This window comes from uncultured Microbacterium sp. (assembly GCF_963528945.1).
GTDB lineage: Bacteria > Actinomycetota > Actinomycetes > Actinomycetales > Microbacteriaceae > Microbacterium.
Window position 1 is genome coordinate 99,692 of sequence record NZ_CAURWX010000003.1, and the last position, 17,858, is coordinate 117,549.

Genomic DNA, 17,858 nt, shown 5'->3' on the forward strand with positions numbered 1-17,858 from the left:
CGTGCTCCTTCGATTCAGACGCGGCGCGCGTCGGGCGTGTAGTGGATCGGTCGCGGGATCGCCGCGAGCAACTCGCGGGTGTAGTCGGCCTGCGGCTGGTCGAGCACCGCGAGGGTGTCGCCCTGCTCGACGACCTGTCCGTCTCGCATCACCACGATCTGCGAGGCGACGTACCGCACGACGGCGAGGTTGTGCGAGATGAAGAGCATCGAGAACCCCAGCTCGGTCTGCAGCTCGCGCAGCAGGTTGAGGATCGCGCCCTGGATGAGCACGTCGAGCGCCGAGGTGATCTCGTCGGCGATCAGCACCTGCGGGCGCCCGGCCAACGCGCGCGCGATCGCGATGCGCTGCCGCTGCCCGCCCGAGAAGCGCGCGGGGCGGTGATCGGCCTGGCGGGCGTCGAGGTGCACGAGTTCGAGCAGGCGTCCGACCTCCGTCGCACGCTCGCGCCGGGTCATCGATGCCGGCATCATCTCGGCGATGCTCGCGCCGACCGACATCCGCGGGTCGAGCGACGAGTACGGGTCCTGGAAGACCATCTGCAGCGGGCGCGGGCCGCGACCCGGGATCGGTGCGCCGTCGAGCAGGATGCGGCCGCCGCTGAGCGGCACCAGCCCCACCGCCGCGCGGCCGAGGGTCGACTTGCCCGACCCCGACTCGCCCACCACGCCGGTGACGCCGCCCTCCGGCACCACCAGCGACACCCGGTCGACCGCGGTCACGGCGGCACGGCGCAGCCCGTAGCGGATGGTCACGTCGTCGAAGCGGAGCTCGCTCATCGGCTGCGCACCTCCTGGGCGTCGGGGAACGTGTCGGGAACGGCATCCGTCGCCTCGTCCGGCTGCGGCGCCGGTTCGACGTCCGTTCCGGTGAGCGAGGCGAGCGTCGCGAGCGGCCGATCGAGGTCGGTGCCCATGTGGGGGACGGCGGCGAGCAGCGCGCGGGTGTACGGATGCTGCGCCGACGAGAGGTCGGCCGCGTCGAGCTCTTCGACGATCTCCCCGGAGCGCATCACGAGCACCCGGTCGCAGAGTTCGGCGACCACCGAGATGTCGTGGCTGATGAAGAGGATGGCGGCACCGTCGTCGTCGCGGATCGCACGCAGGAGGTCGAGCACCTGCGCCTGCACGGTGACGTCGAGGGCCGTCGTCGGCTCGTCGGCGATGATGAGCCGCGGCGAGACCATGAGGCCCATCCCGATCATCGCGCGCTGGCGCATGCCGCCGGAGAACTCGTACGGGTACTGGCGCGCGCGGCGCGCGGGGGCGGTGATGCGCACGGCGGCGAGCCGGTCGACCGCTCGGCGCAGCGCGTCACGGCGTCGCATCCCGGCGTGCTCCACCGCGACCTCGGCCAGCTGATCGCCCATCCGCATCGTGGGGTTGAACGACGACATCGGGTCTTGGAAGACCATCGCCATCGAGGTGCCGAGCATCCGACGCATCCGCGGCCCGGTGGGCGCCTGCAGGTCCTCGCCGAGGAAGCGCAGGGTTCCCGCCTGCACCCGCGCAGGCTCCGACACGAGCTTCGCGACGGCGAGCGCCGTCATCGACTTGCCCGACCCCGACTCGCCGACGATGCCGACGATCTCGCCGGCCGCGACCGAGAAGCTCACGCCCCGTACCGCGTGCACATCGCCCCCCGCCGTGGGGATGTCGACCCGCAGGTCGGCGACCTCGAGCACCGCGTCGGCGCTGCCGTCGGAGGTCGAGGGCGCCGGGGCCGGAGCAGCCGGCAACCGACGGCGGCGGCGCACCCGCCGGGCTCCCGTGAGCGTGACGTCGTCGATGCCGAGGCTGCGCGCCGCCGCCTCTCCCGTGAGGTTGAACGCCAACCCGGCGATCACGACCGCGAGCCCAGGGGCGAGCGCGGCGAGCGGGTTGCTGTAGATGCCGCGCAGCCCGTCCATCATCAGGCGGCCCCAGTCGTACTCCGGCGGCTGCACGCCCAGCCCGATGAACGAGAGTCCGGCGAAGGCGAGCAGCGCGCCGCCCGCCCCCACCGTCGCGTTGACGATCAGCGGTTCGGCGATGTTCGGCAGCACGTGGCGGAAGAGCACCCGCACCCGGCCGATGCCGCCGACCCGCGCCGCGGCGATGAAGTCGCGCGCCTCGATGCCGGCGATGAGGTTCTGGCACAGGCGGGCGAACGACGGCGCCCCGGCAAGACCGATCGCGAAGACCGCTGCCGTCGCGGTGCTGCCGAAGATCGCCGCGAAGAACAGGGCGAGCAGCAGGCCGGGGAAGGCGACAGCGATACCGGTGAACCAGGTGACCGCCCGCCCCACCACCCGTCCGAGCAGCAGCGGGGCGACGCCGAGGATGATCCCCGCGCCCACCGCCACCGCGGTCGCCGACAGGGCGAGCACCACCGACAGGCGGGTGGCGACGAGGGTGCGCAGCAGCAGATCGCGGCCGAGGTTGTCTGTCCCGACCCAGTGCTCGGCCGACGGGCCCGCGAGCAGGTCGCCGGTGTCGGTGACGTCGGCCTGGGCTCCCCAGAGCCACGGCGCGACGATCGCGGTGACGAACACGAGGGCCAGCAGCGACAGCGCGGTCGCCCCGAGCGGGGTGCGGGCCATGCGAGTGAGCGTGCGCATCATCCCTCCGCCGCCGTCGACTGCGGATCGAGCACCGCGAGCGCGGCGTCGACGAGGGTGTTCACGAGCAGCACCCCGACGCCGTACACGAGCACCGTGCCCTGCACGAGCGGGTAGTCCTTGGCCTGGATCGAACTGACGATCGTGCTGCCGAGGCCCGGCCAGGCGAACACCGTCTCGACGAGCACGGTGCCCGCCACCAGTCCGCTCAGCAGCAGTCCGCCCAGGGTCAGGGTGGCGGTGACCGCGTTGGGCAGCACATGGCGCAGGTCGATGCGCGAGGCCCGGAGCCGCTTGGCATGCGCGGTGCGCACGAAGTCGGCGTCGAGCACGGTCAGCACTTCGATGCGCAGGATGCGGGCGAGGATCGCGGCCGGTCCGATCGCGAGAGCGAGCACGGGCAGCACGTACGACAGCGGCCCCTCGCGACCCGCCACCGGCAGCCATCCGAGCTGCACACCGAAGATCGCGACCAGGGCGACGCCGAGCAAGAAATCGGGGATCGACCCGAACAGCACGCTCGTCGAGCTGAAGCCGACCTCGAGCCCTCGCGCCCGGCCCCGCTGCGTGGCGATCGCGACCGCCATGCCCAGCGGCAGGGCGATGAGCACCGCCACCGCGAACGCCAGCACCGCGAGCAGCAGCGTCGCCGGCAGGCGCTGGGCGATCGTGTCGGCCACCGGCAGCTGCGACCCGATCGACACCCCCAGGTCACCGGTGAACACGCCGCCCAGGTAGTGCAGGTACTGCTGCCAGATCGGGTCGTCGAGTCCGAGCGAGTCCCGGCGGGCCTGCACCACCGCGGCGGATGCCGTCGGGCCGAGCGCCGCGCGGATCGGGTCGCCCGGCACCAGGTGGATCATGAGGAACGACGCCGTGATGAGGATCCACAGCGACACCACGAGTCGGCCGAGGCGCCGCGCCGCGAAACGCAGCCACCGATGGTCGCTGAGCCCGCGCGCGTCCTCCTCCGCGAGGCGTGTGGTCACCGTGGTCATGTCATCCGTTCCGATTCCCGCGCCGGTCAGGGCGCTCAGCCCTTCAGGCGGATGCTCGTGGGCTCGATCACACCGAGCCACTCGAACTCGGCCCCGTTGCCGAACAGCGACACCGTGGTGTTCGCGAAGGGCACGAGGTCGGCCGCCTCGAACAGCGCCGTCTCGGCCTTCTTCCAGGTGTCGCATCCCTCGGCGCCGTCCATCTGCGAGGCCTCGGCGACCGCGGCCGTGTACTCCTCGTTCTGGATGCCGGAGAAGTTCGATCCTCCGTCGGCCGGGGTGGGTCCGCTCACGAAGCCGACGACCTGGTCGGGGCTGTTCACGCTCAGCGTGACCCAGCCGATGTCCCACGCTCCGGTGCCGAACAGCGCCTCGAGCAGCACGCTCTCCTCCTGCTGACGGCCGTCGACCTCGACGCCGATCTCCTGCCAGGCCGAGATCGCCAGCTCGGCCGCCGCGGCGCCCGCGGCTCCGAGGTCGTTGTCGTAGAGGAACGTGAGGCTCAGCGGCACGCCGTCCTTCTCGCGCACACCGTCGGCACCCTCGACCCAGCCGGCCTCGTCAAGAGTCTTCTGTGCGGCATCCACGTCGAACTCGGGTACGGCGCCGGAGACGGCGTCGTACGTGCACACGGTCGGGTCGACCGTGGCGAGGGAGGTCGCCGGTCCGCCCTTGCCCGCGGTGACGACGCCGGCGAGCTCGTCGAGGTCGACGGCCTGCGTCAGCGCCAGCCGCACGGCGGGGTCGGCGGTGGGGTGGCCTTCGGCGTGGTTGTACCACTGCTCGCCGGCCATCGCGGTGTTCTGCCGCGAGAAGAGGTTCGCGCCCTCGGCGCGCTCGGCGTCGGGCCCGGTGAGCTGGGCGGCGTTGACCTCGCCCGACAGCAGCAGGTTGGCGGCCGTCGTGCCGTCCGACACGATGCGCACGACCACCTCGGCCGGAATGCCCGCCTCGTCGACGCCGGCGCCACCCGGGCCCCAGGCGTACTCGTCGCGCAGCTCGTAGGTGTAGCGGTCGCTCGGCACCGCCTCGGTGAGCACGTACGGGCCGGTACCGATCGTCTGCGTGGCGAGCGCCGACCGGTCGGTGAGCCCCGCCTCGCAGACCATCGGCAGGCCGGAGAGGCCCAGCAGCAGGAACGGCGCCGGCGAGGCGAGCGTGATCGTGACCGTGTCGTCCGTGGCGACGGCGGATGCTCCCGGCGGCAGGAACGCGCCGAGGAACGGGCTCTGATTCTCGGGGTCGGCCACCCAGTTGATGTTGTCGGCGGCGGTCTGCGCGGTGAACGGGGTGCCGTCGCTGCAGGTGATCCCGTCGTTCATGGTGAGGGTCGCGGTCGTCCCCTCGACGTTCCACTCCTTCGCGAGCTGGCTGCGCACCTCGCCGTCGGCGTCGACGCTCACGAGCGTGTCGTACGCGAGCTTGCTGAGGTCGAAGAGCGCGCTGCCCGCCGACATCTGCGGGTCGAGGTTGCCCGGGTCGGCGCTGGAGACCTGGGTGAACGTCCCGCCTTCGACGGTTTCACCGTTGCCGCCCCCGCCCGAACCGCACCCGGCGAGCGCGGCGGTGAGGACGACCGCCGAGACGGCGGCGATGGAGGCACTGCGTTTCGTTGTCATGACCTTCTCCTGGCGTGTGAGGTGACTCTCTGACCGCTGACTGCAGGGGGATGGAACCGGGGCACGGACTCAGCTCGACCGTGCGACCGCGCGCCCGACGTGGAGGAAGGAGGCGCGGCCGTCGTCGCCGGGCTCGAGGAACGCGAGCACGACGTGCATGCCGTCCTTGCGCTCGCGGAGGATGAGAGCATCGCCCGAGAAGCGCACGAGCTCGTCGCGCGAGGGCTCGGCGCCCAGCGCCCGCAGCTCGGGGCGGGGGCGCTGCTCGAGCCACAGGCGGCCCGCGTCGTCGCGTTCGACTTCCATCTCGACCGTGGAGTTCGCGTACACCCCGAGGAAGGCATCCGCCCCGTCGGTCGTCGCGTCGGCGGCGGGTACCGGCTCCTCGGGCAGCCCGTGCCCGGTGAGACCGCGCAGCAGCGGATCGACCACGTCGTGGAACAGCCCCGCGGCGTCGCCGCCGTTCGTGAGCAACACGATCGCGACCCCGGCGTCGGGGGCGATGCGCAGGAACGACGACTGCCCCACCGTGTTGCCGTCGTGTCCGAAGAGCAGGGCGTCGCCCTCGCGGGCGATCTCCCAACCCAGCCCCCACGCCGCCCCCATGCCGGCGAGGCGGGGCAGGCGCACCTCGGTGCGACGCATGGCCGCGACGGAAGCCGGCGACAGGATGCTCCCGCCCTCGGGGGTCGCCCCGTCGCGCAGGTGCGCTCGTGCGAAGACCGCGAGGTCGTGCGCCGACATCGCCAGCATCGATCCGGCGGGTTCGTTCGAGCGGGCGAGCGCCCAGAACGGGGCAGGCGTCTGCACCCCGTTCTCGTCCGGGCCGACGTGTCCCACCGCCGCGCGATGCAGGATCGCCTCGTAGGGGCTGGGTGACACGGTGCTCAGTCCCAGCGGGGCCGCGAGGCGCTCGACGAGCGCCTGCTCCCAGGTGGTGTCGCGCATCCGTTCGATCAGCCGTCCGAGCACGACGTACCCGGCGTTGCTGTACGAGAACAGGGCCCCGGGGGTGAAGATCTGGGCGGCGCTCGCGAGCAGGTCGACGTACTTCTCGACGGCATCGCCGCCGCGGCCGGTGTCGGTGAAGATGTCGCCCTCGAAGCCCGACCGGTGACTGAGCAGGTGCCGTACCGTGATGGCGGCGGGTGCGTCGTCGTCGGCCAGACGCAACTCGGGCAGGTACTGCGTGATGGGCGCATCGAGGTCGACGAGGCCGTCGTCGACGAGTTGCATCACCATCGTTGCCGTCCACACCTTGGTGATCGAGCCGATCTGGAAGACGGAGTCGGTCGTGGCGGTCACGCCCGTCGCGGTGCTGAGCTGCCCGACGGCGTGCTCGACGATCTCGTCTCCCACGACGACGGCGACCGCCGCCGCGGGCACGCCCCTCGCCTCGGCGTGGCGAGCGAGGGCGGCGCGAAGGTCGTCGACGAGGGCGGAAGTGTCGGACATGCGCCCACTGTAGGGAGACGGTGGGAGGCGTGGTCGTGTGGTTCTGGACCAATGCGGCGGCATGTATTCGTCGCATCGGACAAACGAGAAGGGACGGATGCGGGATGGTCGTGATGTCCGAGGTGCCGCGTACCGTCTCCTCCGTGGCCGAGCCAGTTCTGCAGTGGTGGGCGCGACGTCAGTTCTCGCGCGGCCGCGCCGTGCCCTACGACGTGGGCGAGTTCCGAGCCGGGTGGGCGGCGTACCCCGAGCTGATCCGCCAGTACCACCCCGAGCTCAATCATGGCATCGTCCTGTCGCAGGTGCCGCTCGCCGCCGACGTGCTGCTCTGCTGGGAGTGCCCACTGGGTCACCGATTCGCGGCCACCCCGTCGGAGCAGCGGGAGCGCCCGGGTCGGGTGCGTCGACGATCGGCCTGGTGCCCGGAGTGCTCAGCCCTCGCGCTTCCGAAGCCCGTGATCCTCGGCGAGCCCCGCGCCATCCCCGCGAAGCCGAAGCGCGCTGCGCCTCCGCTCTGCACGAAGACCCCCGATATCGCGACCGGAACCCCGTTCCTCAGCGTGTGCGCGCCGAAGCCCGCCTCCGCCGCCGAGGCGCGACTGCGTGCCGCGCTCGCCGACCGACTGGCCTTCGCGCCCGATCACAACGCCGTCAAGGTCGCCCGCCCGTTCTTCCGCCACACCGAGGTATGGCCCGACATCGTGCTCCCCGAGCTGCGCGTCGCCATCGAGTACGACACCGTCGGCCGGCACGGGCTCGAGCACGTCGGCAAGCGAGAGGCCGCCGATCGCCGTAAGGACCGCGCCCTCCGCGCCGCCGGGTGGGAGGTCGTGCGCCTCCGCATGGGCCGCCTCGAACCGCTCGGTCCGCACGACCTGCAGCTCTCCTCCGTCGGTGCGGCGGGCGTCGCGCGGGTGATCGACCGTCTCCGCGACATCCGCGGCGCCCTCCTCGTCGACGCCTACCTCCGCTGAGTGCGGCTGCCCCTCCCCCGATCCGACGCAGATCTCGCGATCGAAGGGACGATCTCGAAGGATCGCTCCTTCGGAGCAGGTGATCTCCTTTTCAGCGGGCGCTTCCTTCGGAGCGGAAGGAGGCGCGGGTCAGTCGCCGAAGGCGGCGAGCAGGGCGGAGAAGTGGTCGAGGTCGGCGGGCGACCACGGGCGCAGCCGGTCGGCGAGGCGCGCCTCGTAGCGGGAGCGGGCGAGTGCCACGCGTTCCTGGGCGAGCGGCGTCGCGACGAGCACCCGTGCCCGACGGTCATCGGGGTCGGGCACGCTCTCGACCAGCCCGAGCTGTTCGAGCTGGCGCACGTGGCGGCTCACGGCCGACTTGTCGGTCTGCAGCCGCTCGATGATCGCACCGGCCGATGTCGCCTTGCCGCTCGCGATCGACGTCAGCACCTGGTACCCCAGCGGCTGCAGATCGGGATGCACGGAGGCGGCGGCCTCGCGCCAGCTCACCCGGATGCGCGCGAACAACCGACCGAGTTCGTGCTCGACGCGATGCACCGCGGCGGCGAGCTCTGGGTCGTCGAGACCGGCGGTCTCGCCCTCGCGGGCGGGGTCGTCGGGTGCGCTGCTCATGCCCGCCAGCTTACGGCGAAGCCCCGCCGTCACGGAGACGGCGGGGCTTCGACGGAAGGGGGTCTCAGACCTCCGCGAGCAGACGGAACACCTTCGAGGCCGCAGCGATCTCGTCGGGCGTCAACTCCTCGACGACTTCCCGCAGACGGATGCTGTGATCGCGCCGCAGCTCGGCGAGCGCCGAGCAGGCCTGCGCGGTCGGGGTGAGCACCCGCAACCGCCCGTCGCGCTCATCGGGGCGGGACTCGAGAAGCCCCAGCTCCTCGAGCATCCGCACCTGCCGGCTGATGACCGACTTGTCCATCTCGAACCGGTCGGCGAGCTCGTGAGCGCTCGCCGTGCCGGCCCGATCGATGAACGTCAGCAGTTTGTATCCGCCGACCTGCAGCTCGGGGTCGATCCGCGCAGCCGACTCCTTCCACAGCGTCCGCGTGCGGGCGAAGATGAGGTTCAGGTGCGTCTGCAGGTCGGCCAGCGCGCTGTCGACCTCGGGCGATGCCGCCGTCTGCGAGGCAGTCACCTCAGCGCCCCGTCTCCCGATCCTCGCGTTCGAGAACCGTGACCGAACCGGTCGATGTCGAGACGCCGTCCGCACCGTGGGTGCGGATCGAACCGGTGTGCAGCGACGCGCCGACCTCGGCCTCGGCCACCTCGATGGCGGAGTCCTCGGCCTGCTCGCGCATCTGCTCCGCGGCGTTCTTGGTCGACAGCGGCTTGTTCTTGATGAACGCGATGGCGATGACCGCGATCACGGCGAGCGGGATGGCGATGATGAAGGCATCCGCGATGCCGTGGCCGTACGCGCTCTCGACGATCGAGCGCACCGTCTCGGGCAGCTGGCCGACCTTCGGAACGTCGCCCGAGCCCAGGTGCTGCAGAGCGTCGACCTCGTCCTGCGAGGTGGGCACGAAGCCCTCCAGACCGTCCTTGACGTAGGTGGCGACGCTGCTCGACAGCAGCGACCCCATGATCGTCACGCCGATGGTGCCGGCGATCGTGCGGAAGAAGTTGACGTTCGACGACGCTGCACCGAGCTGCTGCGGGGCCGTGTCGTTCTGCACGATCAGGGTGAGGTTCTGCATCACCATGCCGAGGCCGGCGCCGAGCACGAACATGTAGGTCGCGACGAGCGGGAACGGGGTGTCGTAGCGCAGGGTCGACATGAGGCTGACGCCGACGGTGGCGAGCACCGATCCGACGAGCATCCAGCTCTTCCACTTGCCGAACCGGCTGACGAGCTGTCCGATGATGATCGACGCGCCCATCTGGCCGATGATCATGGGGATGGTCATGAGGCCCGACTCGGTCGGCGTGGCACCGCGAGCCAGCTGGAAGTACTGGGCGAGGAACACCGAGGTCGCGAACATCGAGACGCCGATGGCGATCGACGCGATCACCGAGAGGGTGAAGGTGCGGTTGCGGAACAGCGACATCGGGACGATCGGTTCCTTGACGAAGAACTCGACCGCGATGAACCCGGCGATCGCGACGCCGGCGAGCACGGCCAGCATGATGCTCGTCGAGGAGTCCCACTCGAACTGGTTGCCGCCCATCGAGACCCAGATGAGCAGGCTCGAGACGCCGACGGCGAGCAGCACGATGCCGAAGTAGTCGATCGACACCTTGCGGTCGCGCTGCGGCTTGGGCAGGTGCAGGGTGAACTGGAGCAGCACGAGGGCGAGGATCGCGAACGGAACCCCGACGAAGAAGTTCGAGCGCCAGCCCCACACGTCGGTGAGGAGTCCGCCGAGCAGCGGGCCGCCGATGGTGCCGAGGGCCATGATGCCGCCGACGACGCCCATGTACTTGCCGCGCTCGCGAGGCGAGATGATCAGCGCGACGGCGATCATGACGAGCGACATGAGGCCGCCGACGCCGATGCCCTGCACGACGCGCACCGCGATGAGCATGTTCGTGTCGGTCGAGAAGCCCGCGATCACGGTGCCGACGGTGAAGAGGATGAGTGAGATCTGCACGAGGATCTTGCGATCGACGAGGTCGGCGAGCTTGCCCCAGATCGGGGTCGAGACGGCGGTGGCGAGCAGGCTCGCGGTGATGACCCAGGTGTACTGGGACTGCGTGCCGCCGAGGTCGGCGATGATGACCGGCATCGAGGTCGACACGACCGTGCCCGAGAGCACGGCGACGAACATGCCGACGACGAGGCCGGAGATGGCGGTGAACACCTCGCGGGCCGAGCGCGTGGCTTCGGCCGCGGGAGGGGAGGAATGCGTTGTCACGTGTGGATGCTCCTGAGTAGGAAGTTGATAAGTGTCAACTATAGACCGTTAGTTGCGAAAGTGCAACTGTTGACCGCGAGCAACCGGTGGCGCATCACGGAAGGCGATGCGTACGTGACGTACGTACCGTACGCTGGAGTCCGAAGCACCGACCCGAGGAGACCCCATGAGCCAGCAGGCGGTCATCGACTACCCCAGTTACTCGAGCGCCCGAGCGCACTTCAAGGAGGTACTCGACGCGACCGAGCACGGCCGATCCGTCACCGTCTCCCGCGACGGGCAGGTATCGGTGGTCATGCCTGCAGATCGCCTCCGCCTCTTCTTCTTCCGCGCGGTGTCGCCGCGCGTCGAGATCGCCCGCGAAGACGGCCGTGTGCTCGCTCTCATGTCGGGCCGACCGTTCGTGTCGGAGGGGTGCTCCGTCGATGACGCGCTCGCCGACCTCGCGCTGTCCCTCCGCGAATACGCCGAGGACTGGGAGGCGCGGCTCCAGAACGCGCCGAACCACCGAGACAACTGGGGACTCGTCCAGCTCGTCAAGCTCTCCTCGGACGAGCAGCTCCTGGAATGGTTCGAGCGCGGCGGTGAGTGAGAAGCATCCCGTCCCGACCCGCGAGGACCACGAGGACTTCTGCACCGTCGAGAAGTGGCGCCTCGTACGCGGCTCGACGGGCAAACCGGTCAGACACCACAAGACCTTCGAGCTGGAGCTGTGGGACGGGCGAATCCTGCGCACCCGTATCTCTCGGCCCGTCGACCGCACCGATTACTCGGCACGCATGTGGTCGCACATCCTGCGTGAGCAGCTCGACGTCACGGCGGACGAGTTCTGGGCGTGCGCCCGCGACGGCATACTCCCCGACCGCGGCGCCCCCGAGGCGGCCGCTCCTCGGAAAGCAGTGCCGCTGTATCTTGTCCGGGAGCTGAGTCGTCTCGGCGTGGATGAGGAGCAGATCCTCGCCCTTGACGCGGCGCAGGCTGCCCGACTGCACGCCGACCTCCTCTCCAACGACTGACCGGCTGACGCCCGCCGCAGGGCCGGTACACAGCCGGGGCGGGCGAGTCACGGTCCTGCAGGGAAGACCGCCGCTAAGTAACACTTAATCAAACAAGTGTTAGTAAGCTGTCGGCATGGCCACACCTCCCGCGGTGCGAATCCCGATCGACGCCGTGACGACGGAGCCCGTGGAATGGACGCCGCGCGCGCCCGAGCTTTACTCCCGGGCAGAGGTACGACGGCAGACCGGCCCGTACGAAGCGACCATCCCCGCGGTCATCTCGGACTGGACTCCCGCCATCTCGCACACCGACGCCGCTGACATCGAAGATGCCACCCGCCAGCTGGTCGGCTTCGATGAGCACGCGCAGAGGATGCTCGGTACCGACAACCCCGCGCTCGGGCCCATGTCGGCGATTCTCCTTCGCACCGAGTCGGCGTCGAGCTCTCAGATCGAGCAGCTCACGACCTCCGCGAAGCAGCTCGCCCTGGCCGAGATCGACGAGGGGGACAAGGCCAACGCACTCACCGTCATCGGTAACGTGCGGGCGATGGAGGCGGCGCGCGCGCTCGCGGCCGACATCTCCACAGACACCAACCTGAAGATGCACGCTGCGCTGCTGCGACATCACCCGACGCTCGCGCACGAAGCCGGTCGCTACCGGCGGGAGCAGGTGTGGATCGGACCCGGCGACGCCGGCCCCCGCGCGGCCGAGTTCGTCGCGCCCCGTCATGACCGCATCCCCGACGCCATCGGAGATCTGATCGCATTCGTCGGACGGCAGGACCTTCCCGTATTGGCGCAGGTCGCTGTCGCCCACGCTCAGTTCGAGACCGTCCACCCGTTCGTCGACGGGAACGGACGCACCGGTCGAGCACTCGCGCAGTCGATCTTGCGCAACAAGGGTCTCGTCGGGTCGACGGCCGTGCCGATCTCCGCAGGCCTGCTCGTACACACGAAGCGCTATTTCGCCGCTCTCACCGCGTTCCGCGCCGGAGACGCCGGACCGATCGTGCGCGAGTTCGCGTCGGCCAGCCGCATCGCGGCCAGCACCGGTACGCGCCTCGTCGACGACCTCGTCGCTCAACTCCGCGACTCGCGGGAATCGATGCGGGGCATCCGCTCGGATGCCGCGGCCTGGAGGATTCTGCCCGTGCTCATCGGTCAGCCCGCGGTGAACACCTCGTACCTGACCCGGACGATGGACCTGAGCGAGATGACGGTATGGCGCGCACTCGATGCGCTCACAGAACGCGGGGTCCTCACCGAGACGACCGGGCGCGGACGCAACCGCGTGTGGCAGCACCGAGGGATCCTCGGCGTCCTCGACGGATACGCCGAACAGATTCGCCGCATGACCGCATCGACCGGCTGAGGCCCGCCGCAGGGCCGGTACACAGCCGGGGCGGGCAGGATGAGCCTATGGATGCTGCTCCCCTCGACTCCCGCCCGTGGCTCAGCGCGTACGCGGAGGGCGTTCCCGCTCAGATCGACGCCCCGACGCAGACCCTCCCCGAGATGATGGCGGAGAGCGTGCGGCGTTTCGCCCGGCGGCCCGCGCTCGAGTTCTTCGGCGCCGTCACCAGCTACCACGACCTCGGCGAGCAGATCGAGCGGGCGGCCGAGGGGCTGCGTCGTCTCGGGGTCGGGCACGGCGACCGCGTCGCCCTGGTGCTGCCGAACTGCCCGCAGCACGTCGTCGCCTTCTACGCGGCGCTGCGGCTCGGGGCGATCGTCGTGGAGCACAACCCGCTCTACACGGCCCGCGAGCTGCGGCATCAGTTCGAGGACCACGGCGCCCGCGTCGCCATCGTCTGGGACAAGGCCGTCGACACGATCGCGGGTTTCCCCGACGACCTCGCCGTCGAGCACATCGTCAGCGTCGACCTGGTGGCGGCGATGCCGCTCTCGAAGCGTCTGCTTCTGCGGCTGCCCGTGCCGAAGGCGCGGGAGTCGCGCGCGAAGCTCACCGCCGCGCCCCGCGCCCGGGGCATCGTGCCGTGGAAGAAGCTGGTCGACCAGCGCCGACTCCCCCGGCGCATCGCCTCGCCCGCGCTCGACGACGTCGCGCTGCTGCAGTACACGAGCGGTACGACGGGCGTTCCCAAGGGGGCGATCCTCACCCACGCCAACCTGCGGGCCAACGCGATGCAGGGCCGCGCCTGGGTGCCGGGTCTGGACGAGGGAAAGGAGACCTTCTACGGGGTGCTCCCCCTCTTCCACGCCTACGGCATGACGCTGTGCCTGACGTTCGCGATGAGCATCGGAGCGAAGCTCGTGCTCTTCCCAACCTTCGACCTGGGCCTCGTCACCGACGCCGCGCGCACGAGTCCGCCGACGTTCCTCCCCGCGGTGCCCCCGATCTACGACCAGCTCGCCCGCGCGGCCGGCCGTCGGAAGCTCGACCTCTCGACCGTCCGCTTCGCGATCTCGGGCGCGATGAGCCTGCCCGTCGCGACCGTCGAGCGCTGGGAGGAGGCGACCGGCGGTCTGCTCGTCGAGGGCTACGGCATGACCGAGGCCTCCCCGGTGGCACTCGGCAACCCGATCGGCCCCACCCGGCGCCCCGGAACGGTCGGCGTACCGTTCCCGAGCACCGACATCCGCATCGTCGACCCCGCCGACCCCACCACCGACGTGGGGCCCGGAGAACCGGGCGAGCTCCTCATCCGCGGCCCGCAGGTCTTCCAGGGGTACTGGAACAAGCCGGGCGAGACCGCCGCGGCCCTGCTTCCGGGCGGCTGGTTGCGGTCGGGCGACATCGCCGAGGTCTCGGCCGACGGGTTCGTGACGATCGTCGACCGCCTGAAGGAGCTCATCATCACGGGCGGGTTCAACGTCTCGCCGAGCGAGGTCGAAGACGCCCTGCAGGCGCATCCCGACGTCGCGTCGGCCGCGGTCGTGGGCCTTCCCCGCGAGAGCGGCGGCGAAGAGGTCGCGGCGGCGGTCGTGCTCCGCCCGGGCGCCGCGCAGGATGCCGAGGCGCTGCGCGACTTCTGCCGCACCCGCCTCACCCCCTACAAGGTGCCGCGGCGCATCGTGCTCGTCGACGACCTGCCCCGCTCGCTCATCGGCAAGGTGCTGCGCCGCGAGGTGCGCGACCAGCTGCTCGCACGCCGCTGATCGTCGCGACCCGTCGCGGCTCGTCGCGACCCGTCGCCAAGGCTCGCGGCGGTGTGTCCCGCGGCCGGGGCCGCGATGCGCCAGACTCGTCGTCAGGGGAACCGCGCCGCGCTCGACGCGTGCGCGGACGACGCACGTCGAAGCGGAGGGCCGAAGACATGAACGCAGCACCGGGATGGTACGACGCGGGCACGCCGGGGCGCGTGCGCTGGTGGGACGGCCAGCAGTGGACGGCCCACGAGGCGGATGCTCCCGCCGCGGTCGCGGCGCCCGCAGCGTCGGCGCCGGCCACCTCACCCGTATCCGCCGCACCGGCATCCGTGCCCGCACCGGCACCGGCACCTGCATCCGTGCCCGCGCCGACACCAGCACCCGCATCCGCGCCCGCCTCCCCCACGACGCAGCCCGGTTGGTACCAGACGCCCGCCGGCCCCGCCCGCTGGTGGGATGGCACGAAGTGGACCGCGATGCGCACCAAAGACGGGGTTCCCGGCACCGACTGGGCGAACGTCGAGCAGGTGGGCTTCGCCTGGGTGCTGGGAGTGGTGTTCCTCATGCTCGGAGGCACCCAGCTCTCCCTCGCCCTGATGTCGCCCTCGGTGTCGTTCTCCGCGGTGCCCACGCTGCTCCTCGCCGTTCTCTGGTTCGCGATCGCCGCCCAGACGACCGCCATCGTGCGCATTCCGGCGCCGACCTCCGCGCCGCTGATGCTCGACGTCTTCCGTCCCCTCCCGGGTGAGCAGGAAGGTGCGGGCGCGGGGTGGTACCCCATCACCGCCAGCACGACCCGCTGGTGGACGGGCACCCGGTGGAGTCAGTACACGCACGCCCGCTTCGGCATCCGGCCGACCTTCCACTCCGAGAAGACCCGCACGATGATGCGTCGGATGATCGTCGGCATCTTCGTGCTGGCCGCGGCTGTCGTGGTCGCCGGCATCATCGGCATCGTCGTCGGCTCCCTGCAGGGCACCGATGACCTGTGGACGCCGATCGGCTGGACCCTCGCCGTGGGCGGCGTCGTGTTCGCCGGGGCCGGCGGGCTCATCGCCGCCATGATGGCCACGCAGGTGCGGCTGCTCTTCCCGCCGAACGAGCCGCCGCGGGTCGCGGGGTACTGATGCCTCCGCGCATGCCGGAGGCCGGGCGGGAGTCGGCGAACGTGATCCTCGACGCGGTGTCGGCGTTCGACGTCGACCGGCCGGACAACAGTGCCGCGATGGATCTCGCCGTGCAGCGCCTCAACGACATCGAGGGGGCGTACCGCGTGCTCGTGAACGAGCGCGACGAGGTGACGCTCGACCTGTCGAACCTGGTCGGCGGCAGCACCGTCACGATCATGCGGCTGGTGCAGCTGCTCGCCGAGGCGACCGGCGTGAGCCGCGAAGAGGTCATCTCCGACCTGCGGGAGTGGCTCGGCTGACGCCGGTCGCGCCGGCCGGGCCCGGTTACGACGCGACGCCGAGCACCGTGAGCACCGCTGCAGCGGTGAGGCCGATCAGCAGCGGCACGAGGCATCCGACAGCGGCGGTCTTCGCGACGGGCGGAGACGTGAAGAGGGCGTCGAGGTGCGATCGCGCGTCGTCCCCCGTCCCGATCGCCGGTTCCGCGGCCGGCTCGGGCGCGCCGTCGAGCAGCCGTACCATGCCGGCGAGCTCGCCGACCCACTTCCAGAACGCCGGATCAGCGGTCGGCACCGCGCTCCGGGTGACCACGAAGACCTCCGTGCCGGTGACCTCGATGTCGGCGTACGCGGCGAGCGCGAGCGCCCGCCGCACCAGCGGAGTCAGGATGCCCCGCACCGCGTCGGCATCGCGCGGTGCGCACCGCACCTCGAATCGTTCGTCGAAGGATGCATCGATCGGAAGGGTGTGCCACCACGGGGCATCCTCCCAGGCGCGAGCCACGAGGCCCCGCGTCTTCGTCGCGATGACAAACGACGGCAGCCGCGACGACAGGCCGAACCGCACCACCGTGTGCGCGTGGGGCATGCGGGTGCGGCCAACGAAGGTGTCGAACGCGTACGACGAGACCGTCGGCCCCTGCGCTCCCGGTCGGTCGATGATGTCGGTGGCCACTCGGTGCTTGCCGACCCGATAGATCGCGGCGGCACCCTGCGGGTCGGGCTCGATGAGCTGGAAGGTCAGCCCGTTGGCCGCGGCGAACCGGGTGAGGCCGTACCACGCGGCCTCCGTCGCGCGACGCGACGCCATCACTCCCCGCGCCCGGATGATCGCGAACGGCAGCACGATGAGCACCGCGATCACGATGGTGAGCACGTTCGCTCCGTAGGCGCCGAAGATCATCTGCACCACCAGCACGGCGAGCGCGACGAGGATGCCGAGGCCCGCGACGAGCACGACGCTCTGCACCACGACCCACCCGAGGCCGGCGACCTCGCCGACCCGGCCTCCTGCACGTCGCCGCAGCGAGCTCGCCTCCGCGCGTGCCCGGGTCGCGTCGACCGGTGCGCGCAGGGCCGTGTCGTCGAAGGTCAGCGCCGGGGCATCCATAGGTCTCTTTTCTACCAGCGGCTCCCTCATCGGCTCAGGCTCTCCCGGTCCACCCGAGTCCTCGACTCAGGCGGGGCGGCGCACCCGCACGACGGTGTCGGAGACCTCGATCGTGGTGCCGTCGGGCAGGGCCGCCTCTCGGGACACGACCGCGTTCCGCTCGACCACCCAGTCGGCCGGCAGCTCGAGGTCGGCGAGCACCTCGTCGGGGTCGGGCAGGGGCGGGCCGGATTCCGCGTGCTGCCGACCGTGATCATGCTCCAACCCGGGAAGCGGCGTGCCGTGCCCGACGATCAGAAGCGTTCCGCCGGGCGCGACGGCGCGTGTGGCCCGCCGCAGGATCTCCTTCCGCGGGAAGTCGAAGGGCGAGTGGAAGAACGCCGAGGCGACGAGGTCGTACTCCGTGTCGGGTCGCCACGTGACGAGGTCGGCCTGCATCCACGCGATGCGGTCGGCGACGCCACGGGCGGCGGCCTGCGCGGCCCCGACGGCGAGCGCGGTGGGAGAGATGTCGAGAGCGGTGACGGACCAGCCCTGTTCCGCCAACCACAGGGCGTCTCCGCCCTCGCCGCTGCCCAACTCGAGCGCGCTACCGGGAGTGAGGTCGGCCGCTTCGCGTTCGACCGCGGGGTTGACGCGCCCGCTCCACACCTGGCCGCGCTCGTCGCGGTGCGTGCGGTAGCGCTGCTCCCAGAACTCGGCGGGTTCGATCGGATGCTCGTCGGGCGCG

17 protein-coding genes are annotated in these 17,858 nt (G+C 71.0%); 7 read left to right on the forward strand and 10 right to left on the reverse strand.

Translation table 11 applies throughout. The features are described 5' to 3' along the window. Positions 1 to 14 precede the first annotated feature (14 nt). From RWS82_RS10385 to RWS82_RS10405, 5 genes are all read right to left on the reverse strand, one after another. Positions 15 to 779: an ATP-binding cassette domain-containing protein gene (locus RWS82_RS10385; protein ID WP_314649768.1), complete on the reverse strand. Its 765-nt coding sequence runs from the start codon at positions 777 to 779 to the stop codon at positions 15 to 17. Beyond that, positions 776 to 2,581: a dipeptide/oligopeptide/nickel ABC transporter permease/ATP-binding protein gene (locus RWS82_RS10390; protein ID WP_314649770.1), complete on the reverse strand. Its 1,806-nt coding sequence runs from the start codon at positions 2,579 to 2,581 to the stop codon at positions 776 to 778. The genes RWS82_RS10385 and RWS82_RS10390 overlap by 4 nt, the downstream gene beginning before the upstream one ends. Before the next feature lie 17 nt (positions 2,582 to 2,598). Further along, positions 2,599 to 3,597, reverse strand: a complete 999-nt coding sequence (locus RWS82_RS10395) for an ABC transporter permease (protein ID WP_314649772.1) — start codon at positions 3,595 to 3,597, stop codon at positions 2,599 to 2,601. A 35-nt stretch (positions 3,598 to 3,632) separates the two neighbouring features. Then, positions 3,633 to 5,216, reverse strand: coding sequence for an ABC transporter substrate-binding protein (locus RWS82_RS10400; protein ID WP_314649775.1), 1,584 nt, complete (start codon positions 5,214 to 5,216; stop codon positions 3,633 to 3,635). A 69-nt stretch (positions 5,217 to 5,285) separates the two neighbouring features. Further along, a complete protein-coding gene (locus tag RWS82_RS10405) occupies positions 5,286 to 6,671 on the reverse strand; it encodes a serine hydrolase domain-containing protein (protein ID WP_314649777.1) in 1,386 nt (461 codons plus the stop codon). A 143-nt stretch (positions 6,672 to 6,814) separates the two neighbouring features. Between RWS82_RS10405 and RWS82_RS10410 the strand changes: the two genes are divergently transcribed. Beyond that, entirely contained in the window at positions 6,815 to 7,645 is an 831-nt protein-coding gene (locus RWS82_RS10410; RefSeq protein ID WP_314649779.1) for a zinc-ribbon domain-containing protein, read from the forward strand. Positions 7,646 to 7,774: 129 nt separating this feature from the next. On the opposite strand, the gene RWS82_RS10415 is transcribed toward RWS82_RS10410, so the two are convergent. The 3 genes from RWS82_RS10415 to RWS82_RS10425 form a co-directional block, all read right to left on the reverse strand. Continuing rightward, positions 7,775 to 8,257, reverse strand: a complete 483-nt coding sequence (locus RWS82_RS10415; RefSeq protein WP_314649781.1) for a MarR family transcriptional regulator — start codon at positions 8,255 to 8,257, stop codon at positions 7,775 to 7,777. Positions 8,258 to 8,321: 64 nt separating this feature from the next. Continuing rightward, a complete protein-coding gene (locus tag RWS82_RS10420; protein ID WP_314649784.1) occupies positions 8,322 to 8,777 on the reverse strand; it encodes a MarR family transcriptional regulator in 456 nt (151 codons plus the stop codon). 1 nt (position 8,778) lies between these two features. Further along, positions 8,779 to 10,497, reverse strand: a complete 1,719-nt coding sequence (locus RWS82_RS10425) for an MDR family MFS transporter (RefSeq protein ID WP_314649787.1) — start codon at positions 10,495 to 10,497, stop codon at positions 8,779 to 8,781. 166 nt (positions 10,498 to 10,663) lie between these two features. On the opposite strand from RWS82_RS10425, the gene RWS82_RS10430 reads away from it, so the two are divergent. The 6 genes from RWS82_RS10430 to RWS82_RS10455 all read left to right on the forward strand — a co-directional run bounded on the left by RWS82_RS10430 (position 10,664) and on the right by RWS82_RS10455 (position 16,038). Next, the gene (locus tag RWS82_RS10430; RefSeq protein WP_314649789.1) at positions 10,664 to 11,089 is read left to right on the forward strand and encodes a type II toxin-antitoxin system prevent-host-death family antitoxin; all 426 of its coding nucleotides are present in this window, start codon (positions 10,664 to 10,666) and stop codon (positions 11,087 to 11,089) included. Next, entirely contained in the window at positions 11,082 to 11,513 is a 432-nt protein-coding gene (locus RWS82_RS10435) for a cytotoxic translational repressor of toxin-antitoxin stability system (protein WP_314649791.1), read from the forward strand. Before RWS82_RS10430 ends, RWS82_RS10435 begins: the two co-directional genes overlap by 8 nt. A 115-nt stretch (positions 11,514 to 11,628) precedes the next feature. Next, complete coding sequence (locus tag RWS82_RS10440) at positions 11,629 to 12,870, forward strand: Fic family protein (RefSeq protein ID WP_314649794.1); 1,242 nt, start codon at positions 11,629 to 11,631, stop codon at positions 12,868 to 12,870. 47 nt (positions 12,871 to 12,917) lie between these two features. Further along, the gene (locus RWS82_RS10445; protein WP_314649797.1) at positions 12,918 to 14,618 is read left to right on the forward strand and encodes a long-chain-fatty-acid--CoA ligase; all 1,701 of its coding nucleotides are present in this window, start codon (positions 12,918 to 12,920) and stop codon (positions 14,616 to 14,618) included. Positions 14,619 to 14,776: 158 nt separating this feature from the next. Further along, the gene (locus RWS82_RS10450; protein WP_314649801.1) at positions 14,777 to 15,736 is read left to right on the forward strand and encodes a DUF2510 domain-containing protein; all 960 of its coding nucleotides are present in this window, start codon (positions 14,777 to 14,779) and stop codon (positions 15,734 to 15,736) included. Continuing rightward, positions 15,736 to 16,038, forward strand: coding sequence for a hypothetical protein (locus RWS82_RS10455; RefSeq protein WP_314649804.1), 303 nt, complete (start codon positions 15,736 to 15,738; stop codon positions 16,036 to 16,038). Before RWS82_RS10450 ends, RWS82_RS10455 begins: the two co-directional genes overlap by 1 nt. 25 nt (positions 16,039 to 16,063) lie before the next feature. Here RWS82_RS10455 and RWS82_RS10460 read toward each other — a convergent pair whose 3' ends face one another. Both RWS82_RS10460 and RWS82_RS10465 read right to left on the reverse strand, forming a co-directional pair. After that, positions 16,064 to 17,128: a hypothetical protein gene (locus tag RWS82_RS10460; RefSeq protein WP_314649806.1), complete on the reverse strand. Its 1,065-nt coding sequence runs from the start codon at positions 17,126 to 17,128 to the stop codon at positions 16,064 to 16,066. A 66-nt stretch (positions 17,129 to 17,194) separates the two neighbouring features. Beyond that, on the reverse strand, positions 17,195 to 17,839 hold the full coding sequence (locus RWS82_RS10465; protein ID WP_314650634.1) for a class I SAM-dependent methyltransferase: 645 nt from the start codon (positions 17,837 to 17,839) through the stop codon (positions 17,195 to 17,197). Positions 17,840 to 17,858 lie beyond the last annotated feature (19 nt).